13 protein-coding genes are annotated in these 16,807 nt (G+C 43.1%); 11 read left to right on the top strand and 2 right to left on the bottom strand.

All coding sequences use genetic code 11. The features are described from left to right. Position 1: 1 nt before the first annotated feature. From ODU41_RS00510 to ODU41_RS00560, 11 genes are all read left to right on the top strand, one after another. On the top strand, positions 2 to 2,674 hold the full coding sequence (locus tag ODU41_RS00510; RefSeq protein ID WP_398578536.1) for an alpha-mannosidase: 2,673 nt from the start codon (positions 2 to 4) through the stop codon (positions 2,672 to 2,674). Further along, a complete protein-coding gene (locus ODU41_RS00515) occupies positions 2,655 to 3,521 on the top strand; it encodes an ROK family protein (RefSeq protein WP_398578537.1) in 867 nt (288 codons plus the stop codon). The genes ODU41_RS00510 and ODU41_RS00515 overlap by 20 nt, the downstream gene beginning before the upstream one ends. A 12-nt stretch (positions 3,522 to 3,533) precedes the next feature. Next, positions 3,534 to 5,414, top strand: a complete 1,881-nt coding sequence (locus tag ODU41_RS00520) for a beta-N-acetylhexosaminidase (protein WP_398578538.1) — start codon at positions 3,534 to 3,536, stop codon at positions 5,412 to 5,414. Positions 5,415 to 5,615: 201 nt separating this feature from the next. Beyond that, the gene (locus tag ODU41_RS00525) at positions 5,616 to 6,545 is read left to right on the top strand and encodes a sugar ABC transporter permease (RefSeq protein WP_012775341.1); all 930 of its coding nucleotides are present in this window, start codon (positions 5,616 to 5,618) and stop codon (positions 6,543 to 6,545) included. Positions 6,546 to 6,554: 9 nt separating this feature from the next. Continuing rightward, positions 6,555 to 7,478: a carbohydrate ABC transporter permease gene (locus ODU41_RS00530; RefSeq protein ID WP_012027800.1), complete on the top strand. Its 924-nt coding sequence runs from the start codon at positions 6,555 to 6,557 to the stop codon at positions 7,476 to 7,478. A 69-nt stretch (positions 7,479 to 7,547) separates the two neighbouring features. Then, on the top strand, positions 7,548 to 9,029 hold the full coding sequence (locus ODU41_RS00535; RefSeq protein ID WP_398578539.1) for an ABC transporter substrate-binding protein: 1,482 nt from the start codon (positions 7,548 to 7,550) through the stop codon (positions 9,027 to 9,029). A 129-nt stretch (positions 9,030 to 9,158) separates the two neighbouring features. Further along, positions 9,159 to 9,764, top strand: coding sequence for a DUF624 domain-containing protein (locus tag ODU41_RS00540; protein ID WP_044681292.1), 606 nt, complete (start codon positions 9,159 to 9,161; stop codon positions 9,762 to 9,764). Beyond that, entirely contained in the window at positions 9,761 to 11,410 is a 1,650-nt protein-coding gene (locus ODU41_RS00545; RefSeq protein ID WP_141590706.1) for a sensor histidine kinase, read from the top strand. Before ODU41_RS00540 ends, ODU41_RS00545 begins: the two co-directional genes overlap by 4 nt. Beyond that, positions 11,400 to 12,692 (top strand): response regulator, encoded by a 1,293-nt coding sequence (locus tag ODU41_RS00550; protein WP_398578540.1) that lies wholly within the window; start codon positions 11,400 to 11,402, stop codon positions 12,690 to 12,692. Before ODU41_RS00545 ends, ODU41_RS00550 begins: the two co-directional genes overlap by 11 nt. Before the next feature lie 12 nt (positions 12,693 to 12,704). After that, positions 12,705 to 13,565: a helix-turn-helix domain-containing protein gene (locus tag ODU41_RS00555; protein ID WP_024408352.1), complete on the top strand. Its 861-nt coding sequence runs from the start codon at positions 12,705 to 12,707 to the stop codon at positions 13,563 to 13,565. Positions 13,566 to 13,800: 235 nt separating this feature from the next. Then, positions 13,801 to 14,931, top strand: coding sequence for an ABC transporter ATP-binding protein (locus ODU41_RS00560; RefSeq protein WP_002938838.1), 1,131 nt, complete (start codon positions 13,801 to 13,803; stop codon positions 14,929 to 14,931). Positions 14,932 to 15,145: 214 nt separating this feature from the next. Here ODU41_RS00560 and ODU41_RS00565 read toward each other — a convergent pair whose 3' ends face one another. Then, positions 15,146 to 15,733 (bottom strand): cadmium resistance transporter, encoded by a 588-nt coding sequence (locus tag ODU41_RS00565; RefSeq protein ID WP_015647392.1) that lies wholly within the window; start codon positions 15,731 to 15,733, stop codon positions 15,146 to 15,148. A gap of 88 nt (positions 15,734 to 15,821) precedes the next feature. Beyond that, positions 15,822 to 16,802, bottom strand: a complete 981-nt coding sequence (locus ODU41_RS00570) for an aromatic acid exporter family protein (protein WP_015647391.1) — start codon at positions 16,800 to 16,802, stop codon at positions 15,822 to 15,824. Positions 16,803 to 16,807 lie beyond the last annotated feature (5 nt).

A 16,807-nucleotide genomic window follows, 5' to 3' on the forward strand; every position in this document is an offset into this window, starting at 1 on the left:
AATGGGAAAAGAAACGGTTCATATTATTTCACATAGCCACTGGGATAGGGAATGGTATCTTCCTTTGGAAGAACATCGGATGCGCTTAGTAGAGCTATTTGATGACCTATTTGACTTGTTTGAAACAGATCCTGAGTTTAGGAGTTTTCATCTAGATGGACAGACCATTGTTCTAGATGACTATCTGGAAATTCGTCCGCAGAATCGAGAATTATTGAAGAAATACATTCAAGACAGTCGGCTGATTATTGGACCCTTTTACATCTTGCAGGATGATTACCTCATCACCAGCGAGGCCAATATGCGCAATACCCTTCTGGGCCACTTGGAAAGCAAGAAGTGGGGACAGGCTCCGAAGATTGGCTACTATCCAGATACTTTTGGCAATATGGGGCAGGCTCCTCAGCTACTGCGTCAGGCTGGTATAGATGTGGCCTTGTTTGGTCGTGGGGTTAAACCAGTTGGCTTTGATAATCAGGTTCTGGGAGATGACCAATTCCAGTCCACTTTCTCGGAGATGATTTGGGAGGGGGCAGATGGCAGTCAGGTTCTGGGAATTTTATTTGCTAACTGGTACAGCAATGGCAATGAAATCCCAGTTGATGAGGAGGACGCGCGTGTTTTCTGGGAGAAAAAATTTGCAGATGTCCGCAAATACGCTTCAACCTCCCACTATCTGCTGATGAATGGCTGTGATCACCAGCCTGTCCAGAAAAATCTCAGCCAAGCTTTGCGACTGGCTCGAACATTGTATCCAGATATAGACTTTGTTCATTCAAGCTTTGAAGAATACATAGCTGCTGTCAAGGAAGAGTTACCCGAGGACCTTAGCCGCGTCAAGGGAGAATTGACTAGCCAGGAAACAGATGGCTGGTACACCTTGGCAAATACGGCCTCTTCGAGAATCTATCTCAAGCAGGCCAATGACCAAGCCAGTCAGCTTTTGGAACAAGTTGTAGAACCCTTGGTGGTGATGACAGGAGATAAGGTGCCGAGAGATGAGTTGCGCTATGCCTGGAAACTCTTGTTGCAGAATGCCCCCCATGATAGCATCTGTGGTTGTAGCGTAGACCAGGTGCATAGTGAGATGGAAACTCGCTTTAAGAAGGTCAAGCAAGTCGCTCATTTCCTGAGCCAGCGCTCCCTAGACAGGTGGGAAAAGCAGGTGGATTCTAGCCAATTAGACGGCTTACTATTTACGGTTTTCAATACTACAGCCTGCCGACAAACCCAGCTAGTGGAGGTTGATTTGCTTGTTGAACAGGAAGATTTCCGAGATGGGCAGTTAGAACAACATTTCCAATCCATGGCAGCTATTTCTCTGCCAGCCTTGGGTCTCTTTACCAGTCAAGGCCAAGAGCTGGAAGCAACCATTGAAGATCTAGGTGTCAACTTCCGCTACGATTTACCAAAAGATGCTTTTCGCTCTGCCAATTTTGCCCGCCAGATTCGTGTCCGCTTTGTAGTGGAAAATCAGGCACCATTTTCATGGCAGACCTATCAAGTCAAGCCGATCGGTGACACTAGGGTGAATAGCAGTTTAAGTGAACAGTTTGAGAATGATTACTACCGTATTGACGTGGTGGATGGTCAGCTCTTACTAGAAGACAAGAGAACGGGTCAAACCTATAAAGACTGGTTACGCTTTGAAGATTGTGGAGATTTGGGCAATGAATATATCTTCATGGCGCCGAAGAATGACCAACCGATCTATGGTCAGATAGAAGACTTTGGTCTTGTCTACCAAACAGAAGCGGTCAGCATTACCAAGGTCACTCACCGTTTGCATCTACCTGTGGCTATGGAAATAAGTCTGGAAGATGAACAGAAGCGACTGGTAGAATTTAAACATCGAACATCTCAAAGGAGTCAGGAAAAGAAAGACCTGCTCCTTACCACCTATCTGACCCTCTACCGCCACCAACCCCAAATTCGCATCCAGACAAATTTCCACAATCAAATGAAGGACCATCGCTTACGAGCAGTCCTTGATATTGGAATAGAAGCCGAGAATCACTTGGCAGATTCCATCTTTGAAGTCGTTGAACGTCCAAATCAGCCACATCCAGCTTGGGAAAATCCGTCCAATCCTCAACGTCATCGCAGTTTTATTAGTCTATCAGATGGTCGACAAGCCATGACCGTTTCGAGCAAGGGCCTACATGAGTATGAAATCCTAGATAGGGGCAAGATAGCTTTGACACTGCTTCGTGCGACTGGAGAGCTAGGAGATTGGGGCTACTTCCCAACACCAGAAGCCCAGTGTTTGAGGGAATGTCAGTTGGACTATGCCTTTGAAATTTGCCCAGTAGAGGAAGGTTTTGCCAGCTTTCAAAGAGCGCAAGCCTTCCAAGGACACTTGTTAACTAAGCAAGTAACCAGCTATAGTGGGCATCTGCCGTGTGATCATCAGTTTTTGAGTCATCCAGCACTGGAAGAGGACCGCTTATGTGTGACTTCTTTGAAGGTGGCAGAGACTTCGGACCGCATTCTGCTCCGTTACTACAATATGAGTCAGGAGCAGTTAGCAGACTGGAGTGAGTGGACTGAGGGGGTTGATTTGCTAGAAGAACCACTAGAGGCTTTGCCGGCTAGGATTGAACCTCAGGCAATCCGAACAGAGGTCATTGGCTATCATGGAAAGGAGAAAGAATATGGTAGTAGCCTGTTTTGATATTGGAGGTACGGGAATAAAGGGGGCCCTGATTGGGTCAGATAAGCTAATCAACCATCGACAGGAATGGCCAACACCGGCCAGTTTAGCGGAATTGTTGGCGCTTATGGACAGTGTTATTCAGCCGGTAAACGGCTTGGAGGCAATTTCCCTCAGTATCCCTGGAGCGGTAGACCTTGAAACAGGTGTCATCCAGGGGCTGAGTGCCGTTCCTTATATCCATGGTGTATCTTGGTATGAGTTATTAAGTCAGTATGGCTATCCAGTCTATCTTGAAAATGATGCTAATTGTGTCGGTCTGAGTGAATTGGCTATTGACGACCAGCTATCGACCTTTGCCTGTGTCGTCTGTGGGACAGGCATCGGTGGTGCCTTGATTGTGGATAGAAAACTCATCCGAGGGAAACAAGGTTTCGGTGGCGAATTTGGCTATATGCTGATTGCTACTGGAAAGGGACCTCTAAAAAACTGGTCCCAACTTGCTTCTACTGGAAGTTTGGTCAGACAGGTTGCTAGTCAGTATGAGGAAGCTGTGGAAGATTGGAACGGCAAGCGGATTTTTGAGCTAGCAGAACAGGGAGATGAGGTATGTCAATTAGCCATTGAAGAAATGACACGCAATCTGGCCTATGGCATTTTAAATATCTCCTATTTCCTGGAACCAGAAGTGCTGGCTATAGGTGGCTCTATCAGCCAGAATCCAGTCTTTATCCAAGCTATTCAGGAGCAACTAGAGGCTATTCAAAAGGAATATCCAGAAGAATTTCCTTATCTACCTGCCATTCGTGCCTGCCACTACCAGCAGGATGCCAATCTCATGGGTGCTTATATGAAGACCCTACAATAAGGAGAAATGATCATGTTACAGATAAACCATTCGTTACGGCAGTCGGAGGGGGTCTTGGAAGAGATTTGTTCCTTGCTTGGTTTGGATTGCCAGTTAGAACTTGAAGTCGATGGTAAGGAGGGTTTGCGGATTGAAGGTTCAGCAGGTTCTTACCGTATCCTTGCGCCTGAAGAACACATGATTTATCGAGGCTTGCTTGTTTTGGCTAGTCAGTTGGCTCAGGGTGAGACTGACATACAAATTCTAGAAAGACCTACCTACCGTCAACTCGGTTTTATGGAAGATTGTTCTCGAAATGCTGTCCTGACGGTTGAAGCCAGTAAGATTTTGATTAGACAATTGGCCTTGATGGGCTACAGCCATTTCCAGCTTTACATGGAAGATACCTACCAACTGCGTGATGAACCCTATTTTGGCTATTTCCGAGGGGCCTATACAAAAGAAGAATTGCAGGCTATTGAGGAGGAGTGCCACCGTTACGGTATGGAATTTATTCCCTGTATCCAGACCTTGGCCCATCTGATTGCCTACCTCAAGTGGAATATATCATCTATTCAGGCCATTCGAGATGTGGACAATATTCTCTTGATTGGGGATGAGAGGACCTATTCCTTGATTGATAAGATGTTTGAAGCCTTGTCCCATCTGAAAACACGGACCATTAACATCGGTATGGATGAGGCTCACTTGGTTGGGCTGGGTCAATACCTCAATCAACACGGCTATCAGAAACGAAGTCTGATTATGTGCCAACACTTGGAACGGGTCTTGGATATTGCTGACAAGTATGGCTTCCATTGTAGTATGTGGAGTGATATGTTCTTCCAGTTGTTGACAGCGAGTAAGGATTATACTGGTCAGTTGGAAATTGATTCGGAAATTCAGGCTTATTTGGATCGTCTCAAGGACAGAGTGACCTTGATTTATTGGGATTACTACCAGACCAGCCGTGAGAGTTATGCTCAAAAACTAGCTAGCCATCAGCAGTTGGGAAATCAGACTGCCTTTGCAAGTGGTGCCTGGAAATGGATTGGTTTTACTCCTGATAATGATTTCAGTATGCGGATTGCACCAGAAGCACATGCTGCCTGCCAAGAGTATGGCGTCCAAGAAGTGACGGTGACCGCTTGGGGAGATAATGGTGGAGAATGCGCAACCTTTTCGATCTTGCCGAGTCTTCATGCCTGGGCAGAACTCCAGTACCGAGGAAATTTGGGCTGTCTGGCTGAGCATTTCTATCAACTACACCAAGTTTCCCTAGATGACTTCCTGCAATTGGATTTGCCAAATAAGACACCTAGTCACCCAGGTCCAGGTCATCACGGTTTCAATCCCAGTCGCTACATCTTGTATCAGGATATTCTCTGCCCCTTGTTGCAGGAGCATATTGATGCCGAAAAAGACAGTGCCTTTTATCAGGAATTAGCGCCTAGATTGGCAGAGATTGGAAGCCGAGCCAAGGGCTATGCCTATCTCTTTGATACTCAGGCTAAGTTGTGTCAGGTTTTAGCGACCAAGGCGGCAATTTCAGTAGGTATTCGTCAGGCTTATCAGGAAGGAAATCGTCAGGTCTTGGCAGAACAAGTTGACGGTTTGCAGCAACTAAGGATAGACCTAGAAAGCTTCTATCAGGCACTCAGCTACCAATGGATGGTAGAGAAGAAGGTGTTTGGTCTGGATACGGTGGACATTCGCCTAGGTGGCTTGGATGCCCGCATTCGCCGTGCAATCCAGCGGTTGCAAGCCTATCTGAACAATGAAGTACCTAAACTAGATGAACTAGAAGTGCCAATTCTCCCTTACGATGACTTCCATCAGGACAAGGGTTTTCGTGCGACAACTGCCAACCAATGGCAGATTATTGCGACGGCTTCAACCATCTACACAACCTAGTGATATTCGAGCTCGAAAGGGCTCGATTTTTTATGCAAATGTTGATTGGCAACCCAGATTTTCTTTGTTTTTTACAGAAGATATATCGGTTGTTATATACACCTATAATTTGTAGAATTTTGCCTATAATGTGGCAATTCACAGTTGGCCCAATCAGGAGTAAACTAATAATGTAAAGGTTCATAATAGAAAGGAGCTATGATGAAAGACCTCATAAAAAATCTAAAACAAAATGCCATTTTTTTCCTAATGGTATTGCCAGGAGTCATCTGGCTCATTCTATTTTTCTATATTCCAGTATTTGGCAATGTGATTGCTTTTAAGGACTATCGCCATACAGGAAACGGTTTTTGGGATAGCCTCATACAAAGTAAGTGGATAGGATTGGATAATTTTAAATTTCTATTTCAGTCATCCGATGCCTATATCATCACAAGAAATACCATCTTATATAATCTTGGTTTTATCGTGTTAGGGCTAATATTTGCAGTAGGTATTGCCATTATCTTTAGTGAGATGCGGTCGAAGAAGCTGGTAAAAATCTACCAGACCACAACCTTGTTCCCTTATTTCCTTTCATGGGTCATTATCAGTTTCTTCGTTTACGCATTTTTGAGTCCAGATAAAGGATTGATAAACAATATTCTCAAAGGAATGGGGATGGATCCTATCAACTGGTACAGCACACCGACCTATTGGCCCTTCATTTTGCTTTTCTTAGGAATTTGGAAAGGTTTGGGCTACAACAGTATTATTTATTATGCAACCATTATGGGCATTGATCCAACCTATTATGAAGCTGCGATTGTGGATGGAGCGACCAAGTGGCAACGTATCCGCTATGTCACCCTTCCTCAGTTAATGCCTCTGATGACTATTTTAACGATTCTGGCTGTCGGAAATATCTTCCGAGCAGACTTTGGTCTTTTCTATCAAATTCCGAAAAATTCAGGTCCTCTCTTCAATGTGACTCAAGTCCTTGATACCTACGTTTATCGTGGAATTGCAGGAACAGGGGACATCGGTATGGCTATCGCAGCAGGCCTCTATCAATCTGTTGTCGGTTGTATCTTGGTAGTAGTGACCAACCTGATTGTTCGTCGCTTTGATAAGGAATCAGCCTTATTCTAGGAGGGGAGTATGAAAAAAAAGAAACAAATCACTTCTGTTTCTATTCATTCATTTAGTAAGAAAACAGATCTATTTTTCTCAAGTTTACTAGGGATATTTGCCCTATCCTGTACCCTTCCCTTCATATTTGTTATCATCATTTCTATGACAGATGAGACAAGCTTGGCTATCAACGGTTATTCTTTCTGGCCAGAGCAATGGAGTTTGGCAGGTTATGAATATCTCTTTCAATTGAAAGATCAGATTCTCCAAGCCCTCTTTATCACCTTCTTTGTGACCATTGTAGGGACGAGTTTGAATGTCTTCTTCACCGTTCTTTACGCCTATGCCATTTCGAGAAACAGTTTCAGATACAGACGATTTTTTACCCTGATGGCTCTCTTTACCATGCTGTTTAGCGCAGGGACCATTCCAACCTATATCGTCATGACCTCGTTTTTAAATCTCAAAGATACAGTGGCAGCCTTGATTCTACCCATGCTGCTGTCTCCTTTCAATATCATGGTGATGAGGTCCTTCTTTAGAAAGACTATTTCTGAGTCTATTATCGAATCCGCCAGGATTGACGGGGCCAGTGAATTTCGGATTTTCTTCCAAATCTGCTTGCCACTAACCCTACCAGGTATCGCAACCATCGCTCTCTTTACAGCCCTCGCTTTTTGGAATGACTGGTACAACGCTCTCCTCTATATCCAGAGCGATAACCTCTTCCCCCTCCAATACCTGCTGATGAAAATTCAAGCAAACATTCAATATCTCTCTGAAAATGCTGCCGCGGCAGCGGCTATGTCCTCAGAAGTTGCAGGGGCCCTTCCAAAAGAAGCAACACGTATGGCTATTGTGGTCGTATCGACTCTACCAATTGCCTGTCTCTATCCTTTCTTCCAACGTTACTTTGTCAAAGGTTTGACAATTGGCGGAGTCAAAGAGTAGAGACATCACTTTATCTTAACAATCGTATTCCATACTTCATTATCTAAAAAAATAGAAAGGAACAGCCAAATGAAAACATGGAAAAAATTTGCCTACTCCTGCGTGACACTTGCGTCCGCAGCTGCCCTTGCCGCTTGTGGTAGTCTGACTGGAAATAAGACCGCATCAAGTAGCGCTACAACAGAAGATGGATTGACAAACATCCTCATGTATCAAATCGGAGACGCACCGAAAAACATCGATGTTCTTTTGGAAAATGCCAATAAGATTATCGAAAAAGAAGCAGGTGCCCATCTAGACATCAAGTATATCTCATGGGGTGACTATAAGGATAAAATGGCCATTATTACCTCATCTGGTGAGGAATATGATATTGCCTTTGCAGACAACTATATTATCAATGCGCAAAAAGGAGCTTATGCTGATTTAACAGAACTTTACAAGAAAGAAGGCAAGGCTCTCTATGACATTATTGATCCTGCCTACATCAAAGGAAATACCATCGACGGAAAAATCTACGCAGTCCCTGTCATCGGTAACGTAGCTAGTCAACAGATGCTTTCCTTCAACCAAGACATGGTTGATAAGTATGGTTTTGACATTTCTAAAGTAGATAGCTACGATGATGTGGAAAGCATGTTGGCAACTATCAAAGAAAAAGAAGCAGATGTGACACCATTTGCCTGGGTAAAATCTAGCAAACCATCAACAGACGGTTTGGAATATCCAGCTGGAAATGAGTTACCATTTGCTATCGACTTGAAAGGCGACACTACAAAAGTGGTAAACCCATTTGAAGTGGATCGTCACATGAATAACCTTCGTACCATTCACAAATACTATAAGGCTGGCTACATTATGGCAGATGTAGCGACTACTGACGCAACCTTCTCACTTGATGTAGCAAACTGGTTCGTTCGTGAAGAAACACAAGGACCAGCTGACTTTGGTGATAGCCTCCTTTCAACAGTTGCAGGCTATAAGATTACTTCTAAACCAATCACATCTGCCTATAAGACAAGCGGATCTACCCAAGTAGCAAACTTTGTCATTTCAAAAACATCTAAGAACAAAGAAAAAGCTATGGAGGTATTGACTCTTATCAATACAAATCCAGAATTGCTGAACGGCTTGGTATTTGGTCCAGAGGGCGTCAACTGGGAAAAAGACCCAAGTGCTGAAAATCGTATCAAGTTGTTGGATGGTTACAAAGGCGATACTCGTATGTCAGCTTGGAACACAGGTAACAGCCAAATTCTGTACATCACTGACAAGGTAACAGATGAAGATGTGAAAAAAGCAGAAGAATTGCTGGCGGGTGCAGAAGAGTCTCCACTTCTTGGCTTCAACTTCAATGCTGATGCAGTTAAGACTGAAATTACAAGTATCCAAAATATCATGAGCCAATATGCAGCAAGTATCAATACTGGTACTGTGGATCCTGATGTTGCTGTTCCAGAAATGTTGAAAAAATTGGAAGCAGAAGAATCCTACAAAAAAGTAAAAGAAGAAATGCAAAAACAATACGATGAGTTTTTAGCAAATAAATAATTCGATACAGGTGATGAAGTGTGAAAAGAGGTTGGGTTCAACATCCAACCTTTTCGCATTTGTTTTATGTTAATATATACAAAAAGCACCGATTTTTTGATAAAATAGATAAAAAAGGAGGAATATACAATGTTAGGGTGGTTAGACAGGCTTTTTACTCTTCTTTTCTTCCTCATGAAATTGAGTGCCATCTATTTGGTTCTTCTATTGCTAGGAGGCGTAGTGCTGGGCATTTCACCAGCAAATGGAACGATACTTTATCTCTACGATAACTATCATATGGATGCATCCAAGTACAATTTTCGAGAGGCGTTTGGCTATTTTAAAGAGCACTTTATTCGGCTTAACCTTGGCCTCGGTCTTGTCCTCTTATTGATTGGTCTTTTATTTAGCGGCATTTGGCTCTTGATTCAATTGCCCCAGACCTGGTGGATGCCAGCAGTTCTTATTACAAATGCTTTTGGTCTTTTCTATGTTTTTGCGCTCTATGCTCTCTTTTTAAAACTTCAAGTACATTTTGAATTTAGTCTAAAAACAGGCTTACAGTTGGCGGCTGTCTCGCTTTTTCTTGATTGGAAAGCCCTGGTCAAATTTTTGTTAGGCAGTCTCGTCTGTGGGTTCTTGCTATTCAAACTTCCCTTGATTTTATTCTTCTTCCTACCGGTCCTATGGCTCTTGTTTCTCTATGATGCCTTTGATCCAGTGTACAAGCAAGTTGACAAGGATTACTTATGAAAAAAATTTTAATTCATACTCTTTTGAAAAGTTATTCTTTATTAGTGATTGGGATTGTCATTTTCTTTGCCAGTATTCTTTCCTACATCAGCTGGTATCAGTATGACACCAATCGCATCCGCATTCAACAGGAAGTAGCAGATGGTCTAAAAGAGGAGTTGGATTATTATCAAGGACGGGTTTGGAATTATCTAGCAGACTACATTACGGACAGGGATCGTCTAGACAGTCTTTATCACTATTTTCAATTATCTCCTTCTCAGTACCAGATCTGGTTACTGAGTCACCCTCACCTGATGGTCAAACGGATTTCCTTGCAGGATTCTGTTCGCACTCTCTATCTCTATTATCCCTTCGTAGAAGGAGTCGATATTGCTCCGATGGATGCAAATACTGTCTTTGTTTCTACCTCTGACTTAAAGTCTGGTAAAAAGGTCACGGCTGAAAATTATAAGGCTCCGCAACATAGTATCTCGATGACCTTATTTTCTCCGTCGACAACAGAAGGTATTGCGACCATCTATGTCACCATCGATGCGGATTTGCTCGAACAGTATATCCAACGTAAGACGGATCTCCCCATGACCGTTAGAGTTCAAGATTCTCTGGATCGGGAGTTTTATAGTCTGCGACCAGATGTTGCCTCGCCTCCGCTCTCCTACCGAATGAGTGGGGATTTGCAAATTGCAGTTGGAGTTGACCAGCAACATGCTATTGAAAAAGTTGGCAGCCTAGTCGGAATCATTTTTCTAGGAAGTAGCTGTCTCGTTGCTCTTTTACTACTGGTCTTGAGAAGGGTGTTTAAACGATATGAAGTCCAAGTACTGGACATTGTTGATACCATGCAACAGATTCGTGGCGAAGACAGGCATCTTCGTCTACAGACGGACAATAAAGAGCAGGAAATGTATCTCATTTCATCAGAAATCAATCAGATGCTGGATGCTATGGACCAGAGTATTCAAGACATCTATCGCTTGCAGTTAGCTCAGAAAGATGCCAATATGCGAGCCTTACAAGCCCAAATTAACCCCCATTTTCTCTACAATACCTTGGAATTTTTCCGTATGTATGCAGTCAGCAAGCAGATGGATGAGCTAGGGGATATGATTTATGAATTTTCAAGTTTGCTTCGCAGTAGTGTGACACAGGCAAAAATGACAACGGTGGCAGAAGAACTTTCATTTTGCGAAAAACATAGCTACATTTGTCAAATCCGATATCCTCGTTCCATTGCCTATGCCTATCAAATGGATCCTGGGTGCGAAAGGGTTGAAATTCCTCGTTTTGTAATCCAGCCTTTGGTAGAAAATTATTTTGTTCATGGAGTAGACCTCAAACGAAAAGACAATGCGCTTAGTGTCAAAGCTCTCAAGCATGGACAGGATATGGAAATTCTCATCAGAGATAATGGTAAGGGAATGGACGCAGAAACCCTAGAAGCCTACAAACAGCTCTTGGCAAGTCGAGAACTGTCGCAAGAAAATCGGTCACAATCAATCGGATTACGAAACGTTCACGAGCGGTTACTTCTCTATTTTGGAGACCGTTACCAGATAGAATTAGATTCTAAAGAAGGGGAAGGGGTGACCTATTCAATCTTATTTGAAGGTGTCTTCCCCCGAGGAGATGAGCATGATGCATAAGATGTTAGTAGTTGATGACGAATATATGATTTTGGAAGGGATGAAGCATCTTCTCCCTTATCATGAATACAATGTCGAGATTGTTTATACGGCAGAGAACGCCGAAGAAGCGCTGGATTATTTTTCACAGCATACTGTGGACCTTGTCCTAACAGATGTCAGTATGCCAGATATGACAGGCCTAGAAATGGTTCGGCGAATGAAAGAACAATCGCCCGATACCCACATTATCATCATGTCTGGTTTTCAAGAATTCGAATACGCCCGTAAAGCTATCTCCCTCGGGGCGATGGATTATCTCCTTAAGCCCATCAATAAACAAGAACTGGCTAAGCTGCTCCAACAGCTACCAACGCTGAAGAAAGAGACAGATAGGGAATATACCAAGGGCTTCTTGGCAGGAACCCTGACAGCGAGTGAGTTGTTACGTCACTCCCAGAAAACATGGTTTGCCGCTAGAGAGACTCCAAACCCAATGGGCTACTGTCGTGAAAAAAATATTTTACATCAAGTCTACTATTTTCAGTTGACAGAAAGTCGACCAGAGGGTAGTCTATATACAGAAGAAGTTACCCCGACGATGACCATACGGCAGTTGATTGATAAGGTAGAGAGGTGCTTATTTTATAAGCAACTATCAGAAGATCTAACGGCTACTACCACTGAACTCTATAAAGATATGGAACCGCTTCTACGTGCAGGAAGATTGGCAAAAATCGTTGATGTTTTACCACATTTGGCTGATAAATTACGAGAAGCCACTCCGGCAGTCTACCTAACAAAACAATTTTTTAATCAGATGATGTCGGATGTGTTTTACTATTTTAATGAAGAAGACCATCAGCGCTTGGAAGATTTCTATGTAAAGGTAGAAGCGAGTCGAGATTTACATCAACTATTGGATTATTTCAGTCATTATCTGAAAAAATTTTCCGAGAGTTCCACTTACAGTCCACATGTACAGGAAGTTGTTACGATTGTTCGTGAACGCTTTGCAGAGGAACTGTCTTTGAAAGATATGAGTGCTCATCTCTACCTAAATACGGTTTACCTAGGTCAACTTATCAAAAAAGAGACCGGGCATACTTTTGCAGAATTGCTCAATCATCAGCGAATCAAGGTAGCACAACAGCTTCTCTTGAACAGTCAGTTGGGAATCGAAGAAATTTGTTTTCAAGTTGGATATACAAATGTCGGTTACTTCTATAAGATTTTTAAACGCATTTGTGGGGAATCTCCCAAAAATTACCGACAGAAAATCGGTCAATTACAGACAGAATGAGATGGAGGCGAGATGAGCAAAAGGGAAGAATTGCAGCACCTATTTCCAAAAGGAAGGCTTGTATTTGAAAAGACAGAAAACGGAGCAAGTATCCAGTTGCCTCTGGCTGATCATACCTGGTTTTCCGTCGATCGCAAGGATTTGACAGATCGAGAAATCGAACTGATTGACTTGCTGATGAATGACTCGGGCGCAGAACAAGGTCATCCTTGGGGACGCTATTTCCAAGGGGGAGGTCCTCTTCCACAAACCTTGGAAAAACTACAGGTTATTCATGCTCATGTAGGCCACGTATCCGATGAAGATGGAAAGGTAGCCTGGCTTGATATGATGGCCAAACTCCTCCCTAATCTCCAAGGCTACTATACAGGCAATGGACAGGATTACCTGTTCATTCTACATCAGGCACCTCTTTTTGATGTCAAAGAAATACTGCGTGACACCCTTGCTACCATGGAGTTCGATTTTGGTCTGAGAATTACATTGTTTTTAGGGCAAATCTGGCCAGCCAAATTGGTACACTCTTGGCCGCAATTAATCGAAGCTGAACAATCCCTTTTTCACCATTGGCGAAGCAGCCACCATCAATCACGGTTGCTTACCTTCGGTCAGCTCTATCTTTGGGCAGGTCAACTCCACCCCGTTTTGAGAGAAGGACTTGCTAGTTTGATTGCCCACCAGCAGCTAGAAAAGGAAATTGTAGCTCTTTGGCAAGAAGGTGCGGTCATAACCAAGGCAGCCCAGTCTCTCTATATCCATCGAAATACGCTACAGTATCGCTTGGACAAATGGTTTGATTGGACGGGATTACAGCTCAAGGAATTGACGGATTTGGCAGTTTGCTACATGGTTATCATGGATTTAAGTATCTAATAGGAGCTAATGATGAGAAAAGCGTTGTAGCCTTTGAGAATGCCACCCATCGCTTCGTCCCTTTTCTACTGAAAATCCCAAAGGGCTCATTGAATTTTTGAAAAGTAAACTATTTCAGTAACACAGTCTTTTGTGCAACTTGTACAAAAGATTGTGTTCTTTTTGTTCACCTTGACCTAGAAAAATAAAACGCTTTCATTTACAATAAAACTATCAAAGAAAGTGAGGCTTGAACATGGTTCAATTGAATTTAAAAAACATCTACAAAAAATATCCAAATAGCGAGCATTATTCCGTTGAAAACTTTAATCTAGATATTAAAGATAAAGAGTTTATTGTTTTCGTAGGTCCTTCAGGATGTGGTAAATCAACTACTCTTCGTATGATTGCCGGATTGGAAGATATTACAGAAGGTGAAGCTTACATCGACGGCGTGTTGATGAACGATGTGGCACCAAAAGACCGTGATATTGCCATGGTATTCCAGAACTATGCCCTTTACCCACACATGACTGTATTTGACAACATGGCTTTCGGTTTGAAATTGCGTAAATACAGTAAGGATGAAATCAAAAAACGTGTAGAAGAAGCAGCACAAATTCTAGGCTTGACGGAATTCTTGCAACGTAAACCTGCTGACCTCTCTGGTGGTCAACGCCAACGTGTTGCCATGGGCCGTGCCATTGTCCGCGATGCAAAAGTATTCTTGATGGATGAGCCTTTGTCAAACTTGGATGCCAAATTGCGTGTATCCATGCGTACAGAGATTGCTAAAATCCACCGTCGTATTGGTGCAACAACGATCTACGTAACGCACGACCAAACAGAAGCCATGACCTTGGCTGACCGTATTGTTATCATGTCTGCGACTAAGAATGAAGCAGGTACAGGTACAATCGGTCGTATCGAACAAATTGGTAGCCCAGAAGAGCTTTACAATAAACCTGTAAACAAATTTGTTGCCAGCTTCATCGGTAGTCCTGCAATGAACTTCTTTACAGTGACTCTTCAAGAGGGTGTGCTTGTTGGAGATGGTTTCAAAGTAGATCTTCCAGAAGGTCGTCGCAAGCATTTGGAAGAAAAAGGCTACAACGGCAAATCATTTACATTGGGTATCCGTCCGGAAGACATTAAAGCTTCACAATTGGAGTTGGACACTTATCCATCTTCTATCGTGGAAGCAGAAGTTGTCGTTTCAGAGCTTCTCGGTGCGGAAACCATGCTCTATTCTAAAGTAGGGAATACAGAATTTGTATCTCGTGTAGATGCGCGTGATTACCACAATCCAGGAGACAAGGTTCGCTTGACCTTCAACCTCAACAAAGCTCATTTCTTTGATGATGAAACAGATCAAGCCATTGTTTAATCTTTTATAATTTGTTCATAAAACACCTGACCGTCAGATGAAAATCTGGCGGTTTTTGGCTAGGGAAGGTGTCCTCCAAGGAGGAATTTATCATTGCAGTCGCAGGGAATACGGTCATGATGGGTATATCTTTCGTGCATTTGCATAACCAAGTATTGGATGAATTTCATGGGAAAATAGAAGAACCGTCGGTTTAAACTGACGGTTCTTTTTCTTATGTTAGTAATTGCAGTAGGTAGGTCATTGTTCCGAATTCGAATAAAATGTAGATTCCTAATATGATAAAAATGGTTGGAAGAATCATTTTTTCATATTTTTCTATGAATTCAGAAATGCTATGGAGACTCCCAAATTTTTCTGCTAGGTAGCAAATGGCGACTGTCTCTAGCAAGATCAGGCCAGCAGTTAAGAGCGTTTCTAAGGTACTTAAAGTTGTAAAATAGGGTGTGAATATTCCTAAATTATCTACTCCCGATGCTAATGAAATAAAAATGATAGATAGTAATCCGATTTTGCTATCAGGAATCTCTGTTTCTGCTTCGTTTTCAAAAAGGATTCTAACCCCTAGTAGAATAGGGACGAAGCCGAGCAGACCAAGGATCCAGTCAGCTAGAAAAACATTGGCAACTTGGCTAAGGGTCGAACTTAAGAGAATGAGTATAAAACTAGCAAGTAGTTGTCCAAGATAGATTGTGCGTCTTTCACCTGGTTTTTTTGCCTGTGAAAATAAAAGGAATAAAATTAGGAAATAATCGATACTTGTTGAAATACCGAGAATCAGTGCATAAGTAATAATAGTCATGGTCCCTCCGTATAATATAGTAGTCATAGATATTTATTTACAGAGGCACATCAATTTTGAAAGATAGAAGTAAAAATTGCGATTCATTTTAATTTCCTTTTTCACTACCCTCATCTTCATCTTTATAAACCTCATAAAAGTCAACCTTGAGGCGAATAAAGGCTTCCATATCGTGTAGGAGCTGAAAGAGGGTGGCTCGGGTTTCAAATTCTTCTCGGGTTTGCGGCAGAGGTCGCTCGCGGAAGGTGGCATGGAAGAGCTCGATGTCCAGGAGCAGTTCCTTGGCGGAGTTTTCTCTGCTTAGTTGCTGGGCTGCTCGCTCGAATAGGCTGGACAGGATGACATTTTCTCTGCCTTCCAGTAAACACTTGTTGATATTTCCTGCCATGGTCCGCAGGATTTTGTTTTGTGCAGCTCGCATTTCAAAGTAATGGACCTGGTAGTTGGTCTGTTGGAAGAGCTGGTTGTGGCGGTCTAGATAGACGACTTTCAGGGCCTCATCCAAGGTCTTATCCAGCTGCGTAATCAATTCTGCCTCGTTTCGTCCGTCGCCGTTGAGCAGAAAGGCTTCAAAGCGGAGGAGAATCTGCTTGAGCAGGTCTTCGACTTGGTCGTGGTAGGCCTCGATTTTCTTTTCTTGCGAGGGCATATAGAGGTTAAACAAGAGTGCCAGTCCTGCCCCAATCAGAAAAAGCGCCAGCTCATTTCCTAAAAAAATCAGAGAAATATCCTGCTCTAGCAAGAGGTGGGTGACGAGGACGGTCGAGGGGGCGATGCCAGCCTCCCAGTTGAATCTGTAGGCTAGAGGGACGTAGAGTGCCAGGTAAATGCCTAGGGTCCAGATGCCAAAGCCAAAGAGGGCGAAGGTCAGGACGGCTATGGTCAGGGCCAGGAGGGTGGAAAAGAGGCGGTTGCGGGCCATTTTGAAGCTGGACTTGCGGGTGTCGAGGACGCTGAGAATGGCGATGATGCCAGCTGCCGTCGCATAGGACAAACCCAGGGCGGTCGCTAGGTAAATGGCCAGAACGGTGGCAAATATCAGTTTAATCGTTCGGAGGGAGAGGGACATGGGGG

Origin of the sequence: Streptococcus sp. 2022WUSS083 (assembly GCF_044427155.1) — a bacterium.
Taxonomy (GTDB): Bacteria; Bacillota; Bacilli; order Lactobacillales; family Streptococcaceae; genus Streptococcus; species Streptococcus hashimotonensis.

What these genes read in the sequence shown, in the direction of transcription:
- ODU41_RS00510 (WP_398578536.1), top strand. Translation starts at nt 2, where the DNA reads ATGGGAAAAGAAACGGTTCATATTATTTCACATAGCCACTGGGATAGG.
- ODU41_RS00515 (WP_398578537.1), top strand. Translation starts at nt 2,655, where the DNA reads ATGGTAGTAGCCTGTTTTGATATTGGAGGTACGGGAATAAAGGGGGCC.
- ODU41_RS00520 (WP_398578538.1), top strand. Translation starts at nt 3,534, where the DNA reads ATGTTACAGATAAACCATTCGTTACGGCAGTCGGAGGGGGTCTTGGAA.
- ODU41_RS00525 (WP_012775341.1), top strand. Translation starts at nt 5,616, where the DNA reads ATGAAAGACCTCATAAAAAATCTAAAACAAAATGCCATTTTTTTCCTA.
- ODU41_RS00530 (WP_012027800.1), top strand. Translation starts at nt 6,555, where the DNA reads ATGAAAAAAAAGAAACAAATCACTTCTGTTTCTATTCATTCATTTAGT.
- ODU41_RS00535 (WP_398578539.1), top strand. Translation starts at nt 7,548, where the DNA reads ATGAAAACATGGAAAAAATTTGCCTACTCCTGCGTGACACTTGCGTCC.
- ODU41_RS00540 (WP_044681292.1), top strand. Translation starts at nt 9,159, where the DNA reads ATGTTAGGGTGGTTAGACAGGCTTTTTACTCTTCTTTTCTTCCTCATG.
- ODU41_RS00545 (WP_141590706.1), top strand. Translation starts at nt 9,761, where the DNA reads ATGAAAAAAATTTTAATTCATACTCTTTTGAAAAGTTATTCTTTATTA.
- ODU41_RS00550 (WP_398578540.1), top strand. Translation starts at nt 11,400, where the DNA reads ATGATGCATAAGATGTTAGTAGTTGATGACGAATATATGATTTTGGAA.
- ODU41_RS00555 (WP_024408352.1), top strand. Translation starts at nt 12,705, where the DNA reads ATGAGCAAAAGGGAAGAATTGCAGCACCTATTTCCAAAAGGAAGGCTT.
- ODU41_RS00560 (WP_002938838.1), top strand. Translation starts at nt 13,801, where the DNA reads ATGGTTCAATTGAATTTAAAAAACATCTACAAAAAATATCCAAATAGC.
- ODU41_RS00565 (WP_015647392.1), bottom strand. Translation starts at nt 15,733, where the DNA reads ATGACTATTATTACTTATGCACTGATTCTCGGTATTTCAACAAGTATC.
- ODU41_RS00570 (WP_015647391.1), bottom strand. Translation starts at nt 16,802, where the DNA reads ATGTCCCTCTCCCTCCGAACGATTAAACTGATATTTGCCACCGTTCTG.